Origin of the sequence: Acinetobacter piscicola (assembly GCF_002233755.1) — a bacterium.
In the GTDB taxonomy this organism is placed as follows: Bacteria; Pseudomonadota; Gammaproteobacteria; order Pseudomonadales; family Moraxellaceae; genus Acinetobacter; species Acinetobacter piscicola.
On sequence record NZ_KZ268707.1, the window covers coordinates 24,422 to 50,962 of the forward strand.

The 26,541-nt window shown below is 34.4% G+C and carries 18 protein-coding genes and 2 pseudogenes; 6 read left to right on the forward strand and 14 right to left on the reverse strand.

What is annotated here, in order from left to right; all coding sequences use genetic code 11:
• The first annotated feature begins 141 nt into the window (after window positions 1-141).
• Window positions 142-1,338 carry a tyrosine-type recombinase/integrase gene (locus CDA10_RS03540; protein ID WP_032027693.1) on the forward strand — a complete coding sequence of 399 codons (1,197 nt, stop codon included), beginning with the start codon at window positions 142-144 and terminating at the stop codon, window positions 1,336-1,338.
• 389 nt (window positions 1,339-1,727) lie between these two features.
• Here the strand turns inward: CDA10_RS03540 and CDA10_RS03545 are convergent, their stop codons facing one another.
• The 14 genes and pseudogenes from CDA10_RS03545 to CDA10_RS03605 all read right to left on the reverse strand — a co-directional run bounded on the left by CDA10_RS03545 (window position 1,728) and on the right by CDA10_RS03605 (window position 23,355).
• Window positions 1,728-3,236: a DUF6035 family protein gene (locus CDA10_RS03545; RefSeq protein WP_032027694.1), complete on the reverse strand. Its 1,509-nt coding sequence runs from the start codon at window positions 3,234-3,236 to the stop codon at window positions 1,728-1,730.
• A 24-nt stretch (window positions 3,237-3,260) separates the two neighbouring features.
• Entirely contained in the window at window positions 3,261-5,948 is a 2,688-nt protein-coding gene (locus CDA10_RS03550) for a DEAD/DEAH box helicase family protein (protein WP_043041486.1), read from the reverse strand.
• A gap of 3 nt (window positions 5,949-5,951) precedes the next feature.
• Window positions 5,952-7,784, reverse strand: coding sequence for a site-specific DNA-methyltransferase (locus CDA10_RS03555; RefSeq protein ID WP_032027697.1), 1,833 nt, complete (start codon window positions 7,782-7,784; stop codon window positions 5,952-5,954).
• A gap of 137 nt (window positions 7,785-7,921) precedes the next feature.
• The gene (locus CDA10_RS03560; RefSeq protein ID WP_089604136.1) at window positions 7,922-10,261 is read right to left on the reverse strand and encodes an ATP-binding protein; all 2,340 of its coding nucleotides are present in this window, start codon (window positions 10,259-10,261) and stop codon (window positions 7,922-7,924) included.
• Entirely contained in the window at window positions 10,218-10,898 is a 681-nt protein-coding gene (locus CDA10_RS03565) for an ABC-three component system middle component 1 (protein WP_032027699.1), read from the reverse strand. Before CDA10_RS03565 ends, CDA10_RS03560 begins: the two co-directional genes overlap by 44 nt.
• Window positions 10,891-12,117 (reverse strand): ABC-three component system protein, encoded by a 1,227-nt coding sequence (locus CDA10_RS03570; RefSeq protein WP_089604137.1) that lies wholly within the window; start codon window positions 12,115-12,117, stop codon window positions 10,891-10,893. Before CDA10_RS03570 ends, CDA10_RS03565 begins: the two co-directional genes overlap by 8 nt.
• Window positions 12,118-12,221: 104 nt before the next feature.
• Window positions 12,222-12,427: pseudogene (locus CDA10_RS03575) on the reverse strand (helix-turn-helix transcriptional regulator).
• A gap of 64 nt (window positions 12,428-12,491) precedes the next feature.
• A pseudogene (locus CDA10_RS17155) lies at window positions 12,492-12,803 on the reverse strand (hydrolase or metal-binding protein); the annotation flags it as partial.
• A gap of 81 nt (window positions 12,804-12,884) precedes the next feature.
• Window positions 12,885-14,279, reverse strand: a complete 1,395-nt coding sequence (locus CDA10_RS03580; protein WP_005146766.1) for a hypothetical protein — start codon at window positions 14,277-14,279, stop codon at window positions 12,885-12,887.
• On the reverse strand, window positions 14,272-19,344 hold the full coding sequence (locus CDA10_RS03585) for an AAA domain-containing protein (protein WP_005146767.1): 5,073 nt from the start codon (window positions 19,342-19,344) through the stop codon (window positions 14,272-14,274). The genes CDA10_RS03580 and CDA10_RS03585 overlap by 8 nt, the downstream gene beginning before the upstream one ends.
• Window positions 19,345-19,675: 331 nt before the next feature.
• The gene (locus tag CDA10_RS03590; protein WP_005146768.1) at window positions 19,676-20,572 is read right to left on the reverse strand and encodes a recombination directionality factor; all 897 of its coding nucleotides are present in this window, start codon (window positions 20,570-20,572) and stop codon (window positions 19,676-19,678) included.
• Between the two features lie 189 nt (window positions 20,573-20,761).
• Window positions 20,762-21,802, reverse strand: coding sequence for a YqaJ viral recombinase family nuclease (locus tag CDA10_RS03595; protein ID WP_005146769.1), 1,041 nt, complete (start codon window positions 21,800-21,802; stop codon window positions 20,762-20,764).
• 170 nt (window positions 21,803-21,972) lie between these two features.
• Window positions 21,973-23,010 carry a DUF932 domain-containing protein gene (locus tag CDA10_RS03600; RefSeq protein WP_005146770.1) on the reverse strand — a complete coding sequence of 346 codons (1,038 nt, stop codon included), beginning with the start codon at window positions 23,008-23,010 and terminating at the stop codon, window positions 21,973-21,975.
• A 57-nt stretch (window positions 23,011-23,067) separates the two neighbouring features.
• Window positions 23,068-23,355 carry a hypothetical protein gene (locus CDA10_RS03605; protein ID WP_005146776.1) on the reverse strand — a complete coding sequence of 96 codons (288 nt, stop codon included), beginning with the start codon at window positions 23,353-23,355 and terminating at the stop codon, window positions 23,068-23,070.
• A 401-nt stretch (window positions 23,356-23,756) separates the two neighbouring features.
• On the opposite strand from CDA10_RS03605, the gene CDA10_RS03610 reads away from it, so the two are divergent.
• The 5 genes from CDA10_RS03610 to CDA10_RS03630 all read left to right on the forward strand — a co-directional run bounded on the left by CDA10_RS03610 (window position 23,757) and on the right by CDA10_RS03630 (window position 26,523).
• Window positions 23,757-24,518, forward strand: a complete 762-nt coding sequence (locus CDA10_RS03610) for a hypothetical protein (protein WP_005146779.1) — start codon at window positions 23,757-23,759, stop codon at window positions 24,516-24,518.
• Between the two features lie 719 nt (window positions 24,519-25,237).
• Complete coding sequence (locus CDA10_RS03620) at window positions 25,238-25,492, forward strand: hypothetical protein (RefSeq protein ID WP_005146782.1); 255 nt, start codon at window positions 25,238-25,240, stop codon at window positions 25,490-25,492.
• Between the two features lie 2 nt (window positions 25,493-25,494).
• Window positions 25,495-25,623 (forward strand): hypothetical protein, encoded by a 129-nt coding sequence (locus CDA10_RS17085; protein ID WP_005146783.1) that lies wholly within the window; start codon window positions 25,495-25,497, stop codon window positions 25,621-25,623.
• Entirely contained in the window at window positions 25,624-25,851 is a 228-nt protein-coding gene (locus tag CDA10_RS03625) for a hypothetical protein (protein WP_089604138.1), read from the forward strand.
• Window positions 25,852-25,863: 12 nt separating this feature from the next.
• Complete coding sequence (locus CDA10_RS03630; RefSeq protein ID WP_032027711.1) at window positions 25,864-26,523, forward strand: hypothetical protein; 660 nt, start codon at window positions 25,864-25,866, stop codon at window positions 26,521-26,523.
• Window positions 26,524-26,541: the final 18 nt, after the last annotated feature.

The window sequence follows — 26,541 nt, forward strand, 5'->3', positions numbered from 1 at the left end:
AACTACAATAGTTTAAGCCTTTTTTAATGTTCTTTTAAATCCTTGGCTATCCTTGTACTCCTGAAATATCATGGGGGACAAGTGGGGGATGATTTGGTTATACTATAAATCGTCCCCCAAATTCCAAAGAAATAGCTAAAAATGCTGACAGATGCTCACGTTAGAAAAATAAAACCGCTTGAAAAGAAAAAGCGTTATGCCGATGAAAAAGGGCTGTACCTTGAGGTCACGCCTTCAGGCGGAAGGTTCTGGCGATTGAAGTATCGCTTCAATGGTCGTGAAAGTACTTTAACCATTGGGAGCTATCCTGAAATCTCATTAGCTCAAGCTCGTCGCACCCGTGATGAAGCTCGTATACAGCTTTATAAAAATATTGACCCTAATGCCATAAAGAATGACCGCCTTCAGCAAACTGATGAAAGTAGGCTATTTAAAGTCCTTGCGATGGAGTGGATGGAAGACCGTAAAGCCGTTATCAAAGAAGCAACCTACCTACGTGATTTATCTGTTTTTGAAAAAGATATATTCCCTGCATTGGGTAACATGCCTATCGATCAAATCAAAGGGAAAGATGTACTGGCATGTGCTAAAAAAATTGAAGCACGTGGCGCACAAGAAATGGCAAAACGCTCTATTCCTTTGACTGGGCGTATTTTCCGTTTTGCGATTCGTAAAGGATTAATTGAGAATGATCCAACACCTCACCTTCACGAAGCCTTAAAGCCTCGTAAAGTGAAGCATATGGCTCGATTGGATATTTCGGAGTTCCCTCCTTTTCTTGAACGCATGGATCGTTATCATGGTAATCCTGTGATCAAAACTGCGATTCAGTTTATGACTCTAACTTTTGTAAGGACTGCTGAACTCAGAATGATGGAATGGAGTGAAATCGATTTTGACAACAAGATATGGCGTATACCAGCCGAAAGAATGAAAATGGCTTTGCCTCATCTCGTTCCATTATCTACGCAAGCAATTGAACTACTAAAGAGCTTATTACCACTCACAGGCAAAAAACAGTATGTTTTTTATAACCACAGCACAGCCAACCCTATGAGTAGTAATGCAATTTTGTGTGTAATCCGTACAATGGGCTATAACGGGAAAATGACTGGACATGGTTTCCGTGGACTTGCTTCTACAACCTTACATGAACAGGGCTACATGCATGATGCAATTGAAATTCAATTAGCTCATAGGGTTGGTAATGCTGTATCGCAGGCTTACAACCATGCTCAACATTTAGAATATCGAACCAAGATGATGCAGGACTGGTCAGATTTTATTGATAGTTTACGTAATAAAACTGTGCCTTTTCCTAAACATAAAAGAGCTTAGATCGAAAGTCACGCTCTTACCAAAGTAATAGAATTAATATTAGAATTTAGGATTTATATACGAAAGGGATGTTATTTCTTTACCACAGTATGAGCATTTATAGATTCCTCTATATGAAGGAGCTAGATTTAAATGCTCATGTTTTTTCAAGATCTTGTTTTGCTTTTCGCCTATTAGGACATAATTATGCCCCAATATATTCGTACAACTCATCTTTGTCATTTTTTAGAAACCAAAAATTAATTTTTCAACAATATCATATTTATAATTTATTCAAGCATTTATAAATACCATCTAAAACTTTCAAATATCTGATATTCTTCCTAGCACTGTGCAATCATTCAGATGAATGATTATAGAAGTAATATTATAAGGGTTTTGAGATTTCATTATTGGTTTACTCCACCAAATTGTGCGTTAGAATAAGGTGTACTACCTTCCCCCCAAGAAATCAAACGTCCTTCAAACTCAGGTACTAAAAACTCAATAAATTGATTTAAATCATGATTATAAATTTTGGCATCCTCTGACTGTTGGGTATATTTTTTATAGCGTTCTTTCCATTTACCCGAACTATCTCTCTCATTCAATAAGTTAGCTTTTCCAGTTACTTTTAAAGTAAGCATAAAATGCTTAATGTAAGCTGGATGATGTTCCATCAAGTTATGAGCCACACTCACCATATCATCAATATTATTACCTACAGCATAGCCAAATTTTGCACTTAAAATTGAGTTAACCACTGTTTTATAGGGCGCATGTAAAAGATATTTAGGAGTACTAATTCCCATTAGCTCAATCTCCTTACGAATAGAGAACCACTCATAGTTGAATTGATTGTCAGTAAGATAATGAGTTTTTATCCATAGTTTAGTAAACTCGACCAATAATTCAGATTTAGTTTTTGATGGAACTTGTGTTTCAAGATCAACCTGTTCTAGTGATTCGATATATTTTTGAACTTTTAGTTTATCTTTTTGATTCTTACTCTCTTGTAAATAACTATGTCGTAAGCCTAATTTTTGCTTTAACTTTCGATATTCAGCTTCATAATCAAAAAAGTATATTTGCTTTGTAAATTCGTTATGGACTAAATTTTGAAACTCAATGAACTCTTTATTCCATTTATTAACAATCTGATTATTCTGTATTTCAGGCTTTAGATAATGACACTCTAAAGTAAAAGCTTTTGATTTAATTGATTGCGCGACTGTAGAATCATTTACTACAAATGCATTTGCATTATTGTTGTAGTAAATATCTTGCATTGACTGCTTCTTCGCTTTTTCTGTTGGTTCAAAATGATTAAAAATCCATAGTAAGCAAGCATTGTTATCTTGATAAAAAATCTTACGATCAATAATCACATTCAAAAAAGTTGTAGAAAGTTGTCCTTCAAAAACAACTAATTGCTTTTTATATAACGAAGATACATCTGGTCTACGCCATTGCTTTAGGTCAATGCTTTTACGAACTTGTTCAATATGAATATCACTAAAAGATTCATCTACTTGTAGACTCTTATATATATTCTCTTTTAGCAATTTATGTTGTTGGGTTTCTTTCGCAATCTGATACTTTAAAGCAGTTTTTTCTTGCTCCGATAGCTTTTTAATATGCTTTACAGGACACTTGAAGTTTGGGGTATTTTCCAACTCAGGAATATGTCTGAAAAAGAATGTTGCCGAAGTGTTGATCTGCATGTGATCTGTACGTCTAGCGAGGGTTACAGGTGATTGACACCAAGCACATGTAAAATGAGGCTTGGTTTTATTCCTTTTATATTGCTCCCTTATTTGACTACGCCATTGTGTAAGTTCCATTTCAGATTGTTGAAAGAATACATCAACATCAATCCACATATTTTGATCGGTATCAATGATATGAATTAACTTCATGTACTCTCCCAACTATTACTTAAATTAGCTTAACAAGCTCTCAATCAGATCGAAGCGCTTATCTTTAATCATAATAAATTTACATTGTCCTTCTGATAAATTAGCCCATAGCTCCCCAATTTGGCGATCATCCTTAGCAGCTTCCCACTTATCAGCCCCTTTATATTCAACCACTAAAATTTTTCCATTAGGTAGTTTACATATAAAATCTGGATAGAAGCGACCATTTCCCTTTTGCAAGTAAAAAGAACAGCCTTCTTTACGAACTAAGTTTCTCACCCAAAACTCAATATTTCCTTTAACTGCTTGCTGATCCAACCAACATGCACAAGCAAACTCTTCACCACTATCAAAAGCCCCAATACGGCCATAGTAATGTTTGTTAAATGCATAATATCCGTATTCACCATTATCATCGCGAGAAGGTGCATAAACATTTGGATGGAAATTAAACTGATATTCTTGTTCATTTGAGACTGTTATTTGATGAAGCTCATCATTGCCAAATAAGAAATTTTGGTAAGCATCATTAACAGCTTCCTTTCGTAAAATATTAATTCTTTTTTCAATCAACTGACGAATTATATATTTCTGAGTATTTGTTCGAGCCAAATCAAAATCATCTTTACTTAACAAATCATTTAGCCACGCAAGAACAAAATTTCGTTTAGCCTCATGAGTTAATGATTCTTCTAAGATATTCTTACATAACCAAGTTGCTAATTTGACTTCATCCCAATTTTCAGGTTTATACACCAAACCTAAATCTCTCTGAAGTTTTGGAAGAAAAGTAACTTTTACCTTACCTTTAGTCTCATCAATATCTAAAGTTCCAAAATCATTTGAAGCATAAGCTGAATTTAAAATTGAAATATCATCATGCAAAATTTTTGCATCTACTGTTGTTAAATTCCAAGGATATTCAAGAACTTCTGGATCATCAAATAATTGAAGCTCGCCCTGAACCGATAATGCTAATAGTGGGACTTTAAACTCTTTACCCAATTCCGCAGGTGTCTGAAAATATTCGATAGATTGACGGCTAACCTCGGCCCCTTTCTCAATCTGCTGCACTGACTCTAGTTGTGAAACAGTTTTCGTTAGTTCCACAGTCTCTTCTTTAGTCAACGGGGTAATAATCGTCAATTCATTGGTTTTATTATTCCATTCTACTTTCTTTTTTATCGTAGGTGTAACAGACTTTAAATCTGGCTTTTCAGGTAACGGAATTGTTATTGGTTTCACAATAATTTTAGAATTTCCAAAGTCCAAACGAGCTTGCTCACCCGTACCTGCTTTAACAAATTCAGCCGCTTCTTTAGTATCAAAACCAGCCCCTTCAACTAGGCTATCTCTCAAAGTTTCAGCTGTGTCAGAAAAACTTTTTGATACAACATAAGCATAAGATTGATTTAACTGTTCACTCTGTCTATGTGATGCATTTGGCTGTCTAAGAATACGCCCTAATAATTGCTCAACTGCTGTACTTGATTGCACAGAAGCCATACTCACTAAAATATAAGCAAATGGGCAATCCCAACCCTCAGCTAAAGCTTTTTGAGTAATTACATACTTAATTTTACAAGCCTTATCTAAAATTCCTTTAGGATATTTTGCTGTAATTTCTTCAAGTTCTTTCTCATCTCCTGTGGCAAGAGCGATTTGCTCTCTTGGAATATTCTGATTATTTTCTAGTTCATTAAGTACAGCATAAATATCCAATGTTTCACGAACTTTACTTTTTGCTTCGGCTTGAATAAGTACTATCGGTCTCAGATATTCAAAACCTTGTCTCTGTTCTTCTAACGCTATATGTTCTAAAGACTCTCTTTTATGAATCGCATATGCTAAGCATTGTTGCCAATTTGATTCTGTTTCTAAAACAATCGGCAATTTAATCATTTGTTCTGCTTTTAATTCAGCAGCAGAGACGCTATGTAAAACATTGGTTGGAGTTCTCACTGTATCTGGTGTTGCTGTAAGCTCCATAATACCACTTGGCTTAAAACGAGCTAACATATCAAAAGCAAGTTCAGTACGACTATTATGTGCTTCATCTACAATAATAAAGGGCCGATGTAATCTAAGAACGTTAGCTAAAGAATTTGGAACTATTAGATCACTCCCTTCACCCTCTGTTAACAACTCTGACTTTTGTTCTGCTGTTAGATGCTCAAAATGATGCATTAGCGCACCATTGTTCTGGTAAACCTTTCTACTTTCTTCTTCTTCTACTTGAAAGGCTTGGCGTGTAGCAACAATAACAACTGTTGAAGTTAAAAGCGTTGAACGAGTAATGCTTTTTGCCTCTTCAATATCCATAACTGTAACTTCACCTGCTTCACGTAAAGCTGCTGAATATGGATGTTGTTTATTTTTTAAAGCAGTAATAGTTTGTTCACGTATCGTCTTGCTTGGCACCAACCATAAAACGACACTTTGAGAAACTCTTAAAAAATGCTTATTAACTAATGTGACACTCTTGCTTGCCAACCATGTCTTCCCTCCACCTGTAGGTACACGTAAGCAAAAGTACGGCATATCTAAGGCAAAACCATTCAAAGCATTATAAGTTTGCCCTTTTCCCCATAATCTTTCAGTAGTTGCATAAAATGCGGTCGAAGCATTCTCAAATTCATGACATGCTTGAAAATATGTTTGTACACTTTCTAAAACTTGATTCTGATATTCTTTAGCAATAAATGCAGTCATGACTTAAACCTCTAGCGCATAAGGTGTTTGTTTAAATGTTATATTTTCACGTTTAGCTTTTACCCCTAAACGATTAGCTGCTGCATAAATCACTTTTCCCCCATCAAATTTGGGAAGAACATCATAGACCTGCTTTGTTAAAATATTACCACCTTGTTCTGTAAGATCTTTTAAAATTCCGTTATATAGTAAATAAATAGCTCGTCCTTCGAATATACCTAGTAAAGGTGAGTTCGCTTTGCCTGTATAACCAGTTCCTGTTTCAGAAAACCAAATAAACTCTGCTAACTGAGCAAATGACACATCCGAACGTATTTGACCATCTGATTGGAATAATGGCTCACTTGATAACGTACAGTATTGAAATCCACTACCTAATGGTTTTGTTTTTTCTGTGACAGTGATTTCACCTATTAATGATATAAAATCACTTTCAATGACTGTTTTAATATTAGAATATTTATCTCTATTTTCATCTTGAATTTCACTTAACTTGCTCAACAATTTCTCACTATTTTTCAGACTATTAAGTGTTAATTTATGAGAATAAATAGTGTTTTTATGCTTACCAATATATTCATATCCAGAGATAGCCATATTTATTCTTTTAGCTGTCACTGTTTTAGCAATCCCATCTTCCAATTCAACAAGAATAAATTTTCTATTACCATCATCTAGACTATTTTGTTTTAAAACTGCATGTGCTGTAGATCCAGATCCAGCAAATGAATCCATCACAATAAAATCGTTACCAGCTATCATAGAAATTAGATATCTAATCAAATCTACTGGTTTAGGATATTGAAAATCAAAACCCATTTTTTCCAATTCAGCTTTTTGAGACTGGGTACTGCCTACACCATTAATTACTGATACAACATGACTAGCACTATTTCTTACTTTTCTAGATTCGATGGCACCAGTGTGCGTAATAACAAATTCTGTTAGCTGATCTTTAGAATCAAAAACTGCTTCTAAATTATTATTTATAAAATCTAATAAAATATTTTTGGATGACCAACCACTAGTAGCATTAACTGGATAAACTAATTTTCCCTCTTTAATTACTACATCGCTATCGTAATGAGGATAAGCATCCGTTCTCTTTGGAATTATCACCTCATCCACTGTACAAGGAAATCCAGCTGGCAATAGCACAGAACTCATTGGATTTTTAGGACCATTTTTTACAATCGTATTTTGAATAATATTTTTATTTAACTTACTATTTTCTCCCACACTTGGATCAATAACTTTAGGGTGGGGAAAAAGTGCAGCATTATTTGAATACATTAAAATATATTCATGACAGTTTTTTATTTTAGCTTGATTATCAAAATTACCATCTGTTCTCCATACAAAGCTTTCTAAACGATTTTTAGTTCCAAAAATTTCATCCATCAATAATCTTAAATGATGTATTGCATAATCATCAATCGATACGAATATAACCCCATCTGTAGCCAAAAACTGTTTTAACAACAACAATCGGGGATACATCATACACAACCAACGGTCATGTCGATCTAAAGTATCACCTTCTTTTCCTACAACCTCACCCAACCACTTACGTATCTCAGGACTATTAACATTATCATTATAAACCCAACCTTCATTGCCTGTATTGTATGGTGGATCAATATAAATACATTTTACTTTTCCAGCATAACGTGGCAAAAGGGCCTTTAATGCATGAAGGTTATCCCCCTGCACTAAAAGATTACCACTATGTTCATCACCGCATGAAAGTTCAGCTACAGGCTCAAGCAACCTATAAGGAACATCTTTATGATGTTTTTCAACCGCTTCTTTTCCTATCCAATTTAATGTAGGCATTAAGTAATCCCAAAAACATAAATTCCGCAATTTGCATAGATTACCATTTAAAAAAGGCTCAATCCTAGGCTTTTACTCACGCCTTCCCATAAGTGTGACAATCTCTGACGTGCTATTCAATTTAGTCTTTTTTAGTTTCATTGAATTACACTATCTGTATTATGGCTCTGCATATGAATCGATACTTGAGATAAACCAGCCCGTTCAAAGCGATATCTCATATATCTAGAAATATCATCTTCGTGTGAGGAAATGATTAACTGTCTGTCTTTTAACTCACAACGTAATAAGTCAGTTAAAGAGGCAATATTGATTTCATCTAAGGATTGCACAGGATCATCAATTAAAACTAAAGAGTTCTCGGAATAAACTCTATTTAAAGATAAGAAAAAAGCTAGACTCAATGCAGCCAATTGACCAGAACTCATTGCTAGTGTCGCATCATGGTCAGAACTTTCCGCAGTACAGAAGCGAATTTGCTGCCCTTCTGCATAGTCTATAAACAGTCCTAGACCACGTTGATAATTTTGTATTAAGCGCCCACTATAGATATGAAATATTAATTCAATATTAGCGATAATTCTTGAAGAGTAATCACGTTCAGTTTCAATTAGTATTTTTTTCAACCTAATTATTTTAGCTTTTGCATTTAAGTTTGCATTATATAAATCACTCTTTTCCTTTAACAATTTTTTCGTCTGCTGAAGTTCAAAATCCTTAAAGTCTTTAAACTTTTTATTTACATAGTTTTTCTTATGATTTAAATCATCTTCCATTAAGTCATAGAAATCTTTATGTTTCTCAAAAGTTACACTTATAGCTTCCTCCCACCCTACAGGTAGAACATCTCCTTCTATTTTTTTTAAACCTCTTAAATTAGAAATAATTTTATCTTTTCTAATTTCCAATTCAATATCATCATCTGTATATTCAGAAGAATAACTTATTGCCATTTTCTCAAGACGAGAACTCAAACCGTTCAAGGTTTTAAAAAAGTTTTGGCTTATATTTAATTTGGTGAACAAATTAATATTAAAATCTTTTAAAAAAGCATCTTTTTCTTTTATATATAACTCTTTAATCAACTTTAACTCAGAAGAAATAATCAGATAGACCTTACTTAGATCTTCTGTTGAACTTCCAATTTCTTTTGAATATAAATCTGAAATCACCCTTATATTTTCAATAAGTTTTTCTACACTTCCCCAATCCACCCCACATAAAGCGCATATAGTTCCATCCTCACCAAAACTTTGTTTATGTTTTTCAAATAAATCCTCTCGCATTTTATTAAGCTCTAATAACTTCGCTTTTTTTTCTGAGAGCAATGCTAATTTCTTATCTTTCTCAATAATATTTTCTTTAAGTTTATCTGAAATAAACACCCCTAAAGAACTTAATTTTGTAATTTCCTCTTGAGAAATAGCATTAAAATCCTTATCCAATATCAATAAAATTTGATCAACCTCTAAGAGTCTTTTATTAATCAATTGAAGATTATCAAAATTACTTATATGCTTACCTATAGATACAAGCAGCAACAAAGAACTATCATTATCAATGATAAATTTTTCAATAGCTGAATTTTGATTTCTTATGCGTATATCTTCTTTTCTTTTACAACACTCTATTAATAGATCAATTTCTTTTATAAAATTATTATAATTTACATCAGCCTCTTGTAAAAAAATTTCTTCATCATCCCATTTTGGAGATGTTCTTTGTGTAGATATTTTTTTATATATAACATCATATTCATTTTCAGAAATATTTTTTTCCAAGATATTTTTTAACTTAGCATCTATCTCATCAATTTCTACCTTTTGTACTTTTTCCTGTTTTGTTAATTTACTTTCGACTTTATTACAAATATCAATACGTTTCTTTATTTCAGTTGTTTTTATTAGTTCTTCCAAAGCCTTCTTACGATCAGTGATTTTTTTCGAAAAAATAAATTGACTCTGACCTTGGTGTAAATAATTTAACATTGAATAGTTAGAACAAAAACTTTCACCAAAAAACTGTTCAAAAAAATTATTTTCTAACTTATTCTCAGTAGGTTCAGAGTTAAAATCATCTAATTTATATAAACTAAAAATATCAAAATTATTAGCTTTATTATTAATTTCGACTTTTAAATCATTGACAAACCCCATTCTAACAAAAAACAGTTTTTCATCATCATGATCATTCATCAACTCTACTTTAATTTTTAAATCAACCTCACCACTTTTTTTGTTCCAATATAGATTATCTTTGAACTTCTTTTTTGTCTCAACCATCACAAGCTTATAAAGATCTGATATTCTAGATATTTTTCCTGTAAATAACAATTCAATAGCATCAAAAGTAGATGTTTTTCCATACCCATTTGGACCTTCTAAAGTAATCAATGAAGACTTATTGAAATCAAATTCTATCTTTGTAAATGCTTTAAATGCTTGAATCTGAAGCTTTGATATTTTCCAATTCTTCACTTAATAACTCCGCTATAACTTCATCAATACTATCTGCTTCATATTTTCCAATCAAATCATAGGTTTTGACTAAATTTTCAGCATTTACTTTTTCACTTACACTATCAAACAGATTTTGAAATGATTTACTAAATTTTGGAATTTCTAGAAATGGAAATTTAATAAACAATCTTGTAACCAAACTATGGAATGAAGGTTTTAGAGGATCTTTTTTGTATTCATCAAACTCATCCATTTTCTTAATTTGACTCTTAAAATCCTCATAACTTTTTCCAAGAAGTAGTTTTTCTTCAGCATCTGAATAATAAAAAAAATATTTTTTGAAGTAAAAAGGGTTTTCTTCTATTTCTAAAACTTGTTCTTCTATTTCATTAAAATCATTTAAAAAATTAACTTTGTAAATAATAATTAAATCACAATTTTTCTTAAAAGCAGGTTGCTTTTGCATTTTATCTGGAAGAGATTCATTGATTAGCTTATGAATACTTTCAACAGATAATAGCTGATCTAAGACATGTACAATTAAGTACCTTTGAGCTCCACCATTTTCTTTAATGAAAAAATTTGTATTATCTGAAGACTTTTCTAAAATAAATCCTGAATCTTTCACAGCTTCGTGCATAATTTTTTTAAGCATTATTTAACTCGCTTTGCGCTGCATTGGTACAAATTACTTTTACTGGAAGCTCTTTTAATATATGATTTTCAGCCTCAATATCATCGATAGTGATTCGTGTTACACTGTCATTATAAGCATTAATTTCAATATTTTTGTGAACTTCACTACCTGATATTAAAATATTGTACTCATATAAAATTTTTACTAATAAATTATTACTACGAAGTTGTTCTATCAATTTAGTTTTAAATGATTCAGCACGTCTATCTTGCAATTTCAAGGCTGTAGGTAAGTATTTTTTTAACTCTTTAGAATAATGAGGAAGGTCAACCAATACAATACTAGCTGAGATATCGGTAATGATTTCAGCATAAGTACTTACATCATCATTCCTTATTTGATCAGAAGATGATAAGCGGATAGATTGTTTTATATATTCTAACTCAGCATCATCCATTTTATAAATATGCTTAAAAACCTCATTAAATAAGCCTATTTGTTGTATTGTAAAATATTCATTACTCTCACATACATAATTTTCCAAAGTATCAGCAAAAAGATTTCGCAACCTTCTCATCTCATATGGAAGATCCTGTACTAAATTAAAGTCTGTAATTAAAATTTCTAAAATTAAATCACTTTCAATTGTATTTTCATAGGCCGCTCTATTCTGACTTGTTCCCCGATGGATCAAGGAATGAATTTCAATAACTTTTGAAGTGATCATTTCTGATAAATAATGATATTTCTGCTCTACAAGTAGCAAAGAGTTTTCCAAAGAATTCTTATTCAAATATTCTTCTATTTTTTCTTTAATTACTCTCTCAATTCGATCTAATTTACAATAAGAATCTTCATCATATTTATAAAATTCAACTATTGCTTTTTTCTCATTTTCATAATCACTAGAATCATCAATTTCATTAGCTATATGGAAGTATCTTTTTGTATTAGGACAACAATCTATACATATTTTTGACGACTTATTTAGTGCTTTTTCAAATGCAGATCTATAAGGAGATGCCTTAGCCTTAACTTGATGAACCGATATTGCAATACCATCCGAATAAATGGCAAAGTCATCAGTACTATCCAACTGTAAAGCAAATTTCTTGACTTCTTTCCCCTCGAAGCTTTCATCCAATAGAAGCTTAATAGAATGAAAAAGTGCTATCTTTCCTTGATAGACGAAGCCTCCCCAAGATGATATTGCACTGTCAGGCAGCTCCTCTGTCATATAAAACCCTATTATTTATAAATTTTATTTCTTTCTAATATACATGAAATCTATTTCTTTGCAAAAACTAAACTACTTCAAATTTGGGAGCTTTCGCCCCCTAACTATCGACTTGCTAACCTTCGCTCAATCCATTGGTTTACCTCAAATGCCGACCAACCAACACAATTCACACTCAACTTAATTGGCTTAGGAAATGTTGAATCTAACATTTAGATTGAGGATTAAGTTTTTCATATATAACTGAACGGCTAATATCCGTAACTGCAATGACTTCTTTAATCCTAATGATTTGGTTTATGTGAAATATCTAATCATCTGATAAATACGTTTTATTTCTCCAACCATTATCAAAACTAAATTTAGAAAATGGACTAATTCACCGCCCTAACACTCCCTTGCCCTTGTTGAATATCCTCTACAGAACTTGGCTCCTTAGAGAGTTTAGACTTCGCCTTGACTTCAAACTCAAGCTGAGTTTGCTCAGCCTCATCAGTATAAAAATCCTCCACTAAATCTAATCCTTCCTCCAAATTTATCTCAAACTGTGCATTACTAGAACTTAATCTAGCTGTTGCATCTAAAGCATTTTGATTAAAGCTTACAGCTTTACTTTGTTGGTCTATTTCCTTTGCTGCTTAAATCGTATATTGAAGATTCACCACATGCTGTAAAGTTAAATTCACGCAATTGATTGCGAGATGTAAAGTAAGTAACTCGTCACTTTGAATAATAAGTCACTTAATTTTAACCATTAAAAAGATAGCTTACGATTGGCTATGTTTTTTAAACATTTGGCCAAAACTAATTCCACCGTCATCTTTTGGTCTTTCCCATGCTTCAAACAAACTAACTAAACCATTCACCAACTGTTTATCATAACTAATTGAACCAAAAGGAAATGATGTTAAATACTCAGCTTCTGAGTCTAAAACATGTAGAACAATTACAGCAAATTCATTTTTAACAACAATAAGTTCAAAATTACCGTCAAGTATCCCATCCTTAATCCCATAAAAATACTTTTGCTGATCTTTCGCAATAATCTTACGGTAATTATTTACAGAAGTTCGATCTTGTTCATCATGCATCGGTAAAAAGCATTTCAGTTGTAAATCAGTATTCTGTTTAGTCTTAATTTGCCCTAAAGCATTAATAAAAGTATTGAATCTTAGTGATTTACCCCAAAAGACATCATCTGGCGCTAACCAGTAGATACTGCTGACTTGATGATTCTTAGCAATGCTTTCTTTAATTTTATTCAATATAATCTTTGAATTGCTCTGACTATAGCAAGGACCAATAAACAAATGATTTCCATCAGATGATTTACTTTCAATAGGATTAATACTATCAAATAAAGCATTAGGTGCTAGAAAACGGCCATCCTTAAAATATTGATTAAGTTTTAACTGCTCAAACCCATCTAGATTATTCAAAATATCACGAATATTGTTACCCTTTTTACTTTGCCCCAATGCTTGATAAGTTTTATCTTTGAGTTCATCACTCATAATCGAGTCCAAAACTTTTATGGCTTGTGGTTCAGCCTGAGCATCAACATGAAGATCGAGCGACTTACGAACAGTACATTCTTTAACCTTTTTCACTGTACCCATTTTATAAATACTAGGTCTGCCTTCTATTTTCTTTAAGGTAATAATATCCTCTTCGATAAGTTGATAAAATTGCTTCTGAAATCGGTCCCTAACGATATTTTCACTATTTGCAGCATGAGTACTAGTCGCAATCAATTTAATGCCATACATATTGTTATCTGGCTTTTGAGCAATATAATTAAAATTGGTTAATTCATAGATCAAACTGTGAGTATGCTCCAAAATAGATGCAACTTTCGGTATTGAATCTACCGTGGTGAAATATTTCATTGATTTATTAGTCAAATGAAAAAGTCCATCTTGCTGAAGCTCAACTTCATTATTAGTAATGAGTTGATCTAATACAATGCGAGACTCTCGCTGATTCATGCCTAAAAATTTAGCGATATTCTTCACAGACAATGGGCTTATACGCAATAAACGCATAATCATAGAATCTATGAAGTTAGGCATTTGACTTGATGTATAACTAAAGTTTACTTCAAACTTTTGAGAAGGAATTAAGATATCAATATCATGATAAGGAATACTATAATTACTCATGATTGCCACCTCGATTCGAACTTGTTTTATATTTAAATTTCAATGAATTGGGATTCTTAGTTGGTGCAAGTTTCTGATCAGCAATATATTGATAATGCTGATCATCATTTGTACGCTCCAGGATATAACTAAGAACCAATCCTAATGGACTTTCTTTATGTCTTGGCATATCCCATAGACGAGATGCACCAAAAATTACCAACCGATCCATCGCTCGAGATAAAGCCACATTAATACGATTTGGCATATTCATAAAACCAATTTTATTATCAGAACTATTACGTGTAATAGATAAAATAATAATTCTGTTCTCTTTTCCTTGATAGCTATCAACAGTATCGATTTTAACTAAGGATCTAAATTCTTCATCCCAAGACTTCGAATTAAATTGCTTACGTAAATATCGTTTTTGCTCGCCGTACATACAAATAATACCGATAGGTGGCTCATTTGGCTTTGATCTGTCTTTTAACTCTTTCAATAATTGCTTATCTGAGTGAATTTTCTCTAACAATGCCATAATCTTACGAGCTTCATGTTTGTTATAGAAAGTTGTACCTACACCATCACTATACTTCTCAGACGTATCAACCCATGTCACTGTAGATCGTAGTTCTTGAACTGAACATTTAAGATAGATATTCGGCACAACTCGTACCATTTCTCTTGTATAAGGCTTCTCAAATGGTTCAATTACCTCAGTTTTAAGTGGGTCATCATAAAAACAATCCGAAACCATATTACCTATTGCAGGGGCCATCCGATATTGAGAAAGTAGTTTCCCTTGTACCACCTTCCCATAAGGTGAATTAAATAGTCTCTCAAAATCACTTTTCAGATTTGCCTCTATACGTTTTTCTGAAAATCCTAATTTACGTGCCAATGCCTTAGCATGTTCTGGTGAATACAAAGGAGGCAATTGTTTATGATCACCAACTAATAAAATACGTTTAGCTGACTGCATTGCGATAGCTAATTCTGAAGAAATTGATCGCGCAGATTCATCAATAATGACCCAATCAAATGTTTGATTTGCAATATCAATCGAATGATGCCCAATCCCGACACAAGTCCCGCAGATGAATTGCCGTGTCTTGGAAAGATAAGTCTCATAGTTGGCATTTGGACTATCAATCAATTGATCATAATCAAATGCAATTTGTACAAGTGCTTTGGCATTATTAGCAGCTTTACCTTGCACCTCAAAACTCTCATCCAACATTTCCCAGATTTGACTTTCTCTATCTAAAATCTGGCGGCTATTCAATCCAATTAAAGAAGTATGTAGCTCTTGCGAATAATCTTTAAGACGATCAATCAGCTTAGCCGATAACCCATTCCACTCAGTTTTAGACAATAATTTTTCATCTTCAGACTCTGTTGAAACCAACATTCTTGATAGGTGACCAAATAGATTTACCTTCAAAAATAAAGCGCAAGCTAAATATTCTTTATCAACTCCGATAGACTGGCTCAAAGATAGAACTCTATCTTCCATCTCAGTTAAAAACAAATGACGATGTGTAGAAATAATAGAGTCTGAATACACATCTTTTAAGTTATTTGATACGGCATTTTCTCTATTACTGAAACGTACAATTTCTAATGGTGTTTCTAAACGCTGAGCGTGTTTACGAATACGCTCAGCAGCAGTATTAACAGCTTCATGCGATTGACTAACCATTAAAACATTATTGGCATTTTGCTTTTCAAAAACATAATGAACAAAGGCTGCGATAAATTCAGTTTTACCTGTTCCTGGAGGACCTTGTAAAATTGAGACTGGACCAAAGTTAATTAATTTACGGAATGCTTCACGTTGAAGGTCATTCAGACTGACAACTACTTTTCCATTTTGATCTTTCTGATCGTATCTTTCAAAGTCTTTATCCGAAACAGTAATATTATAATTCTTGGGGATAATTTGTGAAGTCGGCTCAAAATAGTCAACTAAATTGGGGATATCAGATTGTCGTCTTAATATCTGTTCTAATGCATTTTTACGTTTAAGAAATGATGATTTATCCGCCTTAGTACGTAAATATAAAACTTGTCCTACCTTAATTTTATCAGCATATTTTACGCCTTTAACTCTTAACTCCCCAGCTAAAGAATTTTGAATATCAATATCACCTACACGGAACTCTCTATCCTCACCATTAAAATCAATAGTCTTATGGATTAAGCTAATTAACGCATCTTTCGGAAATTTGTCTAATACATCGTTATCATCTTCATATCTTGCAATATAAATTTTGGTATCAACCAATTGCAACGGTTGTGATAAAACAATGTATGGTAAAGCTTCAGTCTCTGTTTCTAAGATTGCCTTCCATAATTTCTTTGTATCAATATTTAAAGCAGCTAGCTTATTAGTATCATTATGGACATAGTCTAATGTTATCTTATTTACAATTTCATCTGTGACACAAGGATCCTGTGAATCATGAATTAGTAACTGTTGATCAATATCCAATACATCAGTTGACTGAGGAAAATCAGTCTCTAATTCTAAAATATCCTCTTGGTCATTAAACTGATCTTGCAAAATATCATCAATTGCAGTTGAAAATTCCTCCAAATTAAACAGGAAACTAGATAGTTCTGTATAATCTGGTCTACCAATTGAATGCTCAATATTTAAGTTAATATCTATTTCTAGCACAGCCTGATCTATGACGTAATGTGGCACAACATCAGATTCACGTACGCCTGTCACAAAGCGAATACTTTTGCTATTAGGATCTATAATAAAATGAATTGAACCCCCAATCCCCTGTAACTTGACCATAATGTCATTACCATTACGACCCTTCTCTAAAGCTGCATAGATACGCTTATTATCGGCAAAAATCTGTAGCTCAGTGAATTTATCAGGTACTGGAATACGAATGGTTGGTGTATCGCTGTTAATTTGCGTAGTTTCAATACTTTCCAATAGACGATTTAAATCACCTAAAGGAAACTCTGTTTCATTGAGCTCAAGTTTTACAGCATCACTAATCCATTTAAAATCTGTACTATCATCACCTATTTTAAACCTTAGGATTTGGCAAACCATATACATAATGGCATGGTTATGGCACTGCTCACTGGTAGGATTTTCGATATGTGCAGGATAATATTCACTCTTATGATCTAAGTATGGTCTGATATCAATAATATCATTGAAAACAAAACTGCTGTTTTCTGAGTTGAACAGCACACTATCATGATTAATGCGACCAATTGGTAAGCCCAATTTATGTAAATGGATGATCGCCTCTACCAAGTTAGCAGCCAACTGCAATCTGCTTTCTTTTTCAGCTTCAATTTCGTCAACTTTTACACCCTCAACAACATCACAAACAACAAATAAAGATCTAGACTTTGTTGAAATACCATATCGTACTAAATTCGGTAAATATGATAAGTTTTGGGCTGTAGCCTCTTTAAGTCGCTCAAAAAAATGTTGATATTTAAGAATATCACTTGATGAGAATCTATCCAAATGAACATCTGACCATTCTTTTACAAGATGATCACCTGAACGATATAAAGTGGTTTTATTATCTACATCTTCGTAGATTTCATCCTCCTCTGGATAAATCTTATATATTTTATCTGCTGTAACATATTCCTCTAATAATGCAACGTCAGCAATAAACTCTACTGCTTGCGTAGGCCTTTTCGCATTAAATTCTCTAAGCAATTGACTAGCATCATTAATTTCAAAAGTAATTGCCTTTTTTACTAAGTCAGCAATCCAATGGTCACTATTAACGCACACATTACTTATTGCTTTAGCAGTTAAACGATTATTCTCCCATAAGTGCCAAGCAACTATTGCTAACATATATACGTCTTTTTTAAACGCAGATACATTTGCTAATTTGGCTTGAAAATCTCTTGGAAGAAATGTAAGACTTGATTGTAAGTCTTCAATCTGATTATCGATATTTTCTGAATTAGAAGTTAAAAAGTGTGAAATAGCGACATCTTTTTGAGGAGAAATCCAAATACAGTGTGAATTAATATCTCCATGTGAAATACCTAGATTATGCATTTCAGCGAATTTACTCACTAAAATTTGAATCAAATCTAATTTATCTTCCTCAGACAAATTAGGGTTGATTCTAGTGATAAAATCATTAAAACGAAGATGACTTTGCCGATATTCAACCAACTCATTGTACTGTTCAGTAATTTGATCCTCTTCAGGCATGATCAAGGGTACAAGAGCAGTCTTATATAATTGGTTACTTTGCTGAAATTCGGCACTAATGATACGTTCATGATTTAGTAATGCAGCCCTTTGCTTTGGTGATTGAAGGCTCATTTCCTTAAAGTTAGCAAAATACCATTGTCTGATTAATGCTTTATCAGAACGAGAAATGGTCGATATTGCCTCATACTCTGTATAAATTTTTTGAGGATGAGCAAGGAGTTCTTCCTCCTGCTTATACTTTTGAACAATAACCTTTTTAGGTTGTGTGTCATTAGTAACAAAGATTTTATCGATTAAGCCAAAGTCCTTATCTAAATGTTGAGCATTTGGATGCGGTTTAAATTCTTTATTAAATGCAATTTTGTTAGAAAATTTGATAAATTTATCAATACTAATGACATGATTAGCTTCATCCTCTGGTAATCCAGAAAAATTTACTTTTCCACACATTACAACAAAAAAATAAACTCTAGGGACAAATCCTGGATTACCTGTAAATTTATCTTTAAGTGCTTTAAGCTTATTGACAAGAATGAATTGTTTTTGGCGTGTTAGTGAGACTGGGGAAATTCCCATATCACGTTCATCCATATACCAGTTGCCATTTACAGATTTTATTGATTTACCATTCCAATCCTTCAACTCAACAACTATTACAACACTGTTTGTCACCAAGATTAGGTCAAACTCCCCCTCTTTCTTAGTAATTCGATCCACCAAAGTATAGCCAGCATAACCATACCAAGGGCTATATTTTCTCATTTCATCTTCAACACTAAATGCTTCTCTAATTTTATCAATAGCTTTAGTTTCATGCTGATGAATCCCATTTGCTTGGGTTTTAATAATTAAAGACATAAAAAATCCATAGAAATAGATAGAAAAATCCATAAAATTTAAAAAATTATGAGATTTACTAATTTTGTTAAGTGTAAAATTTGGTTTTTGGTTATGGGCTCTATGCAACATCAATATTGCATTTGCTCAAATTTAGGTGATTTTTGTTAGTTATCTTTCCTTGGCTTTATTTTAGCCAACAATAATTTATGTATAAAATGTAAATGCATTTACGACGTAAGTAAAGTTCTTTTTCTAAAATTTAGTTTCATGCATTTTTATATTTAAAAAATAAAGACTGTGATAATTTAATCTAATAATTAATCCCCATGTTTTACACAGGGATTCTGTATCAATTTAAAGCCTTCACCGACTGCTGCAAACCTTTCTGGATACACTGAACATCGGTCAGATCATGCGTTTGCTGGTGCTGCTCTGGCTTCTTTTCATCATTATAAAACTCCTCAACAATATCCAAGCCCTCTTCACCGCCTACTTCAAAGCTGGCATTACCATAACCCTGCCTTGCCACATGATCTAATGCTTCCTGATAAAATCCTACTGCCTTGCTTTTTTCACTGATTTGCTTTGCATTGGTAATCGCTTCCTGCAAATTAATGCCATCACGTAAGGTCAAATCCACGTAATAAATCGGGATACGATAGCTTTGTGCAGTGCTCTTACCTCTTAAGGTCAGTTGCAGTGGCAAACACGAAAGTAAACCATTAGAAGCAGCATGGTAATAACTCAGTCGTGCTGCTAGTGTGCGAATGCTATTAAAACCAGTGGTTCTAAAAATAAACGTCCCGAGTTCATCCGATTCATCTAGATTGACATGTAGTCGTCCATAAGGCTTACAGTTGCCGCCTTGTGCCAATGGACATAGGTCAGGTGAAGGACATGCATGCTGTTCTACACCTTGATTGGTCAGCCGTTGGCAAGTTTCTCCATTACCTACACAAATGGGGCGTCCTGTTTGGCGGTCAAATAAACTGTACTCTGCCCGCAGGTTCAGTTCAGGATCATTAAAGATCATCCGTACAGGAATAGAGCGTAGTTTTTGATTCGGTGCTTTAGCTCTGAGCTGTTCATCAAGTGGATGCTTCACCCAACCATCTTTATTTTGGATTTGGCTGGTAATAGTAAATTGGTCATCCTTTTCAGGCAGACGCTTACCGTTCTTTTCGACCACTTTACCGATACTAATTCTGCCGAGTATTGGCGGTGTAATCGCTAAACCTTTTATCATGTTGTTTGTCCTATAAATAAAATTTTACTGCTTACCCCTTGTTATGTAAGTAAACAGAAATATGAAAAGCTATGACTTCGCAAAGACTGCCATTTGGGTTCACCACACCTTCGGGTGTTGGTGAATCGGGGCGGTTTTTTGCACTTTTTAAGAGAATGGATATTTCATAGATATATAGCCGTGATGGATTCAATCATCGCTATAAATCTGAAAGCGTCGTGTCCCTGCTTTGTTTTGTGGAAATTGCTCAAGCATTTCGGGATGAAGTTTGAGTACAGCCTTACTGTCTAAAGCAATCGAGTCTTTAGATCGTTTCCACGTCACTGAACCATTGGCAAAAGTTGCTCGTTCAGCATCTTTCATTAACATCTGAATTTGATGCTTAGTTTCATCAAAGCTGTTTTGGTGTTTTTCAATATGATGCTTTTCTTGAATCAGTTGAGCAAACAACTGATTGGCTTGTTCATTTTGACTGAGATCTTCGATACTGAGTGGAATATGTTGAGGATAGAGTTGCTGAATGGCTTTAGCTGCCGACTCACTGGCATCAACTGAAGGTGGCGTGTCATTTTCCACACATTCCCAAAAGTAACGCTCTGCATTCATAATATGTTGAATGACTGATTCACTGCGTACCACTTTATAGATACGAGTTTCATGACCACAGATCAGCACACAAATATGCGCTGCCTTTTTGCCTGTTACAGCGAGTTGATGTTGCACCTGACACAATACATATAAAGGCACACCATCTCGCCACAACTTTGCGCCATGTTCACCTGCGGTTTTACATTCTAAAATCTGGACTTCATCACTGCCTACGACTGAGTAATCCAAATTTGCCAACATAAAATGCTTATCTGCTTCGGGATGTTGCAACACTGCATTGATGCGACGTACCTTATTGTTGGTATGCATGCTGTAATATTCAGCGACTAAAGGTTCAAGTTGTTTGCCCCAATATAAAGGAGCATGACCTGTGCTTTCATCTTCAATGGATTGTTTAACTCGACCTGTCTTGATCATCCACAGCTCTAGCATCGACATGTAGGGATTGAGTCCACAAGCTGCGGCACAATCGCTACTGCCAATACCTTGACGTCTGACTTCAAGCCATTCTGCTTGAGTCATATTTTTGGTATTGACCAAGCGTTTGGCTGTGAATAGCTTTGGGGCAATAAATGGGGTACTTACCTGTTGTATAGATGGGTTTAAAATTGCGGTGTTCATATTGAAGTCCTGATTTTTGAGTGGTATAAAAGGATGTGAGTGATAAAAAATGGGCATAAAAAAACCACAGCCGAAGCTATGGTTTTCATAATTTTTAAAATTAAAGATTCTCTTTAAAAATGCTCAGTTAGGTCTAACTTTCCATGACTGAAATTTAGTTTTTTACATGATCAAATCATGCTTAACGCTTGTTCCAATCCTCGTTGTTTGATTGATGCACCTGCACCAAACCAAGCTGAATCAAGTCGATGGTCAGTGCTCATAGCACGACGTTCATGGTCGATAAATTCAGTGATCGAGCACAGTAATCCATAGGCGGTATCTTTGGCTGAAGAGAGGTTTGCTCCTCGTCCCTGACCATTAAACATCTCCATAGCTTTACTCATCGACTTGGCATTCGGTTCAGATTTTTCCTTGCCATTGGCTTGTGCTTGAGTGGCAACATCTCGATAGAACTGAATAATGTTGTCTTCTTGGTCAGTGATGCTCATCGTGGTGTTATTAAACACAGCATCGAAATAAGCGGCTGCTTCATACTGGGTGACTTTACGTTGACTGAGTTGTTTCATCTCATACATGTGCTCATCCCATGTACGAACTGAAATACCGAGTTGTTGTTTGACTTTATCTGCATCAAACTTGGTACTGTGAGGAACTTTCACCACCCCTGCACTGCTGTTCTGACCTTTCAGTGCAATCGCCAACGTGTTATTACACACCACTCGGATTAAGGTAAATTGTGCGGTGGTAGCAAGAGTTCCATCACAAGCGGTAGCTAGAAGAATATAGCCATTACTGACATCTTTACCTTTGAGTGATGAAGTTTGTCCTGTGCGTGCCAATGCCCAGAACTTTTTACCGCCTTTAAGTACCCCTGCGGTTTCCAATTCCAAACCTGATTGCTCAGTCAGGTCACGATAGAATTCTAAAATCTCTCTCGGTTGGACTTCCTGAAAGCGTTGACTGACGACTGATAGTGGTGCATGAGTATCGGAACGATAAAGTACTCGTTGTTCTTCATAAGGCATGATGATGCTTTGTCCTCGTTCATTCTGTGCCATATAACTGACATTAGAGGATTCGATCCGCCAATCCATGCCTGCTTGTTGTGCCCAGATTTCTATCGGTTGGTTTTGACTTAGTTGATTACCTAGACCATGCCAAGGGGTATCACCGACATAAGCCATTTGTTCAAGTTGATGTGCCATAGTTGTATTCCTTTTAAATTAAACTGAAATTTGAATCTGTGTGGATATGAATATTCTTTAGTGCAAAAGATGAGTTGGAAATTTTTGGTAGCAATTGTGGCAAAAGCACAAATTCTGCTGTGATGATGTGCTTTGTTCAGTGAATGAATTCAACACACTACCCAATACTGTTCCTGCAATTCCACCGACAATCGGTGGCAGATTGAAAGACTTTGCGACCGTGGTTCCCAATGCACCCAATGTGGTCGGTGTGACCAAATTGGTTAAGGTCGTATTTGATTGTTGTGTACTTGCTTCAACCAATATCACATTTGTTGAATGACAAAAGGGACAGCTCAAGCTCATGGCTCGACTCCTTAAATTTTGGGCATAAAAAAGCCTGCTCGATGGCAGGCTCTGTTTTCATATTTTCATGTCCTCTCAAAAGAGTTTCATGATTCTCATTAGTATGTTATGTATATGAAATTATTTGGAATATAGCCCTGACCAAGCTATTATTTTAATGATCTCAAAGAGTTGATGCTCTTACCGTCATTTCCCGCTCTTTTAAAGAGCCGTCGGTCTAGTTTTCACTGCTTTAATTTACTGCAAAAGATTCTCATTTTGATGGTCTCTAATGACTGTATGCAGACGAACAAAACTTGATCTGAGATCATCACTTACAAGAGGACAAGCTTTACTCAAGAAAGCTGAACAACCTCGTTTTTATTTATAGTTATAACTTTCAAATAAGATGGAAAATTCCCATGAATACCAGCAATAACCCTACAGGAAGCAATACCTCAACAGCAGAGACTAAGTTTCTTGAAATACCGATAGTTCAATTTGTCATTTTTATTATCATCACTGGCATTTACTTTTTTGGTATCTATCATTTTTTTGGGGTTGATTTTAATAAAATAAAAGCACTTGAACCCAATGCCCTTGGGGATTTTCTAGCGGGAACATTTGCCCCATTAGGATTCATTTTATTAATTCTAGGTTATATGCTCAATACAAGCGCCTTGAAAATTCAAGCCCAAGAACTTAGAAATAGCGTACAAGAACAGCAAGCATTAGTTGAAACAGCTAAAAATGAGTATGATTTGCTGATCACCCAATATAATCAAAACCAAAGTAATTTAGCTAATCAACGTAGCGATCAAGAGTTAAAAGATGAGCTGAATTCAATGCCTGTTATCCAGTTTAAATTCGCAGGAAATTACAACTATTTTGAAGTCATTAATATCGGCTCTCCCGTTATTGATATTTCTTTAATTAAAGACCAAAACATTGAGCATATGACCTCTTACATTCCTGTACTGAAAACGAACACCACAACACGAGAAGTCACAATTACAATTTCTGCAAATAAAGACGCTATCTTTAGTTTTGAAATGGTATTTAAGACGACTAAGGGGTTAAAATATAAACAAAAATTTAAAAATGACAGATCAGAGTTTGATCATAATTTATTTATTATTACAGCTCAAAATGACCCTGAAAAAATTGAAATTATAGACTGCTAATCCGTCTTAGCATCATCAAGATATATTTCCACTTCATCATGAAGTGGAAATATACAAATTCAATCAGTACTCTTGGATTCTGCTTTACTTCCATAATCAATGATCTAAATGTCTCAAGCAATGACCAACCTCAAGCCTGCACAAGCATTAAATATAAATCGATCATTTATTGTCATTGTTAAATAACCCCCTAACCTCACATAAAATGCATTTTCTACCTTTGATTTTATTTGTTTTTTCACACCACTTGATTGACTCAGCGAAACCTTAATTTTATCATTCAACTGCTGACCTACATCGTCAGTCGGTTTTAGCAGACCGTTCAGCCAAAGCACACTAAAAAGTATATCTTTTTGGTGGGCGACCCTGCGTGCCCCCTCTGCGGCGGAACGGGAGGGGGACACCTTCAGGTGTGCTGATCCTTTGGCTATCAGTCTGCTAACCCTCTTTCGTTTCGCCACCATTATTTAGCAGTAACGTGGTGAAGCTTCTTTCATAGCCAAAGGAGTCATACCCATGACTAAGTTTTTCCTATCTATATTGTTTTCCCTGAAACGATTTTATATTTCTCTGTTGCATTAACAGCATTCATAAATTTTTGCTTATTTGACTAATCTAAACGCTGTCTAGCCTTGGAAAGCTTTGTTGCATCTACACTTTAGTCCATTCAGCAAAATTTATTACACATCAAATAACACAATAAAAAATTAGGGGAAATGATGAAAATTCAAACTTCACTTGCACTCATCTCTGTTGCATTAATGGCTTCAGGTTGTGCCAGCAAAACCGAACGTCAATTTATCAGTGGTTGTAAAACAGGTGGCATTGATGGCAGTACCTGTTCATGTATTTACGACAAACTTGAAAATAAATATGGGGAAGATGGGCTTAAAGAAAACCTCTACACCTTGCAGCAAACTGAATCCTTCCAAAAAGATATGGTCAATATTTCCTATCAGTGCATGAAGGAATAACCATGAGAACACTTGCTGGCATCATCTGCATCATTGCAGTGATTTGCTTTTTAGGTTTGCCATTTATTGGCTTCATGATCGTGATGGGACTATTTATCGCATTGGCAAAATATGCAATTGGGGGAAAGTAAATGAATTCAAATATTAAGACATGGATGATTAGTAGCTACTTGGTGATTGGTTTTTTCTTTGCCATCTATCAACACTTCTGGGGGCAATACAACTACAAGCCATTTACCTACAATTTAGGGCAAGGCTTAGTGTGGCCTGCGGTGATGTTTCCTGTTGTTGGTAAAATCGTTGGTGGAATTTTGATTCTACTATTCATCTGGTTTGTTGTTATTCGTCCTAAATTATAAGGGAGTGCAATCATGAAATCTTTATTTCCTACTATTGCCTTGTGTTGCCTGTTAATGGCATGTAGTCAAAACAATCAACCACCCAAAACAGATGAAACGAATACGACCAATCAAGCGGTGTCAAAAAGTCCTGATACTCAATCAATCTATGCTCCTTATACCGAGGAAGCCGTTAAAGCCAAACTCAATGAAATGCAGATGATTATTGACAATGGTCATGTCTATTTGCCTGCTGAGGTCAAGGAAGCTGAGTCTTATATTAATGGATGGAATAAGTATCCTGATGTGCTTAAAGCCATGATGGAAACTGACCTTGATCCAAACAACACTCAAGAAGTTGCCGACATTCCGCTTGAGGATGAATCTGCACTCGTTAGCGATCTAAATGTTAAGGCTCGCATTAGTGCTAGAGAATCTCAATCTGCTTTTAATGTACAAGGGGCAATTGAATATATTATAGAAATTCAATCGACCAGCGATCAGCCTTTTGTTCTACAAGGTATGAAAATTAATCGTGGTCGTTGTGGTTATTACACTGCTGACTTTCATAGCAAGATGCCTGTACAAATGAGCTATAGCTCTACTGTATCGTACTTGTTGAAATGCCGTGGTGATCAGGTACTTGAAGCGGAATTAATCACTGATCAAGGCAATGTGAGTTTGACATTTTAAATGGTTATTTTTAATCAG

Coding starts and splice junctions, on each gene's coding strand:
- CDA10_RS03630 (WP_032027711.1), top strand. CDS start 25,864: ATGAAATCTTTATTTCCTACTATTGCCTTGTGTTGCCTGTTAATGGCA.
- CDA10_RS03555 (WP_032027697.1), bottom strand. CDS start 7,784: ATGCCTACATTAAATTGGATAGGAAAAGAAGCGGTTGAAAAACATCAT.
- CDA10_RS03580 (WP_005146766.1), bottom strand. CDS start 14,279: ATGAGTAATTATAGTATTCCTTATCATGATATTGATATCTTAATTCCT.
- CDA10_RS03605 (WP_005146776.1), bottom strand. CDS start 23,355: ATGAGCTTGAGCTGTCCCTTTTGTCATTCAACAAATGTGATATTGGTT.
- CDA10_RS03625 (WP_089604138.1), top strand. CDS start 25,624: ATGAATTCAAATATTAAGACATGGATGATTAGTAGCTACTTGGTGATT.
- CDA10_RS03565 (WP_032027699.1), bottom strand. CDS start 10,898: ATGCTTAAAAAAATTATGCACGAAGCTGTGAAAGATTCAGGATTTATT.
- CDA10_RS03585 (WP_005146767.1), bottom strand. CDS start 19,344: ATGTCTTTAATTATTAAAACCCAAGCAAATGGGATTCATCAGCATGAA.
- CDA10_RS03570 (WP_089604137.1), bottom strand. CDS start 12,117: ATGACAGAGGAGCTGCCTGACAGTGCAATATCATCTTGGGGAGGCTTC.
- CDA10_RS03610 (WP_005146779.1), top strand. CDS start 23,757: ATGAATACCAGCAATAACCCTACAGGAAGCAATACCTCAACAGCAGAG.
- CDA10_RS03545 (WP_032027694.1), bottom strand. CDS start 3,236: ATGAAGTTAATTCATATCATTGATACCGATCAAAATATGTGGATTGAT.
- CDA10_RS03600 (WP_005146770.1), bottom strand. CDS start 23,010: ATGGCACATCAACTTGAACAAATGGCTTATGTCGGTGATACCCCTTGG.
- CDA10_RS03595 (WP_005146769.1), bottom strand. CDS start 21,802: ATGAACACCGCAATTTTAAACCCATCTATACAACAGGTAAGTACCCCA.
- CDA10_RS03590 (WP_005146768.1), bottom strand. CDS start 20,572: ATGATAAAAGGTTTAGCGATTACACCGCCAATACTCGGCAGAATTAGT.
- CDA10_RS17085 (WP_005146783.1), top strand. CDS start 25,495: ATGAGAACACTTGCTGGCATCATCTGCATCATTGCAGTGATTTGCTTT.
- CDA10_RS03540 (WP_032027693.1), top strand. CDS start 142: ATGCTGACAGATGCTCACGTTAGAAAAATAAAACCGCTTGAAAAGAAA.
- CDA10_RS03550 (WP_043041486.1), bottom strand. CDS start 5,948: ATGACTGCATTTATTGCTAAAGAATATCAGAATCAAGTTTTAGAAAGT.
- CDA10_RS03620 (WP_005146782.1), top strand. CDS start 25,238: ATGAAAATTCAAACTTCACTTGCACTCATCTCTGTTGCATTAATGGCT.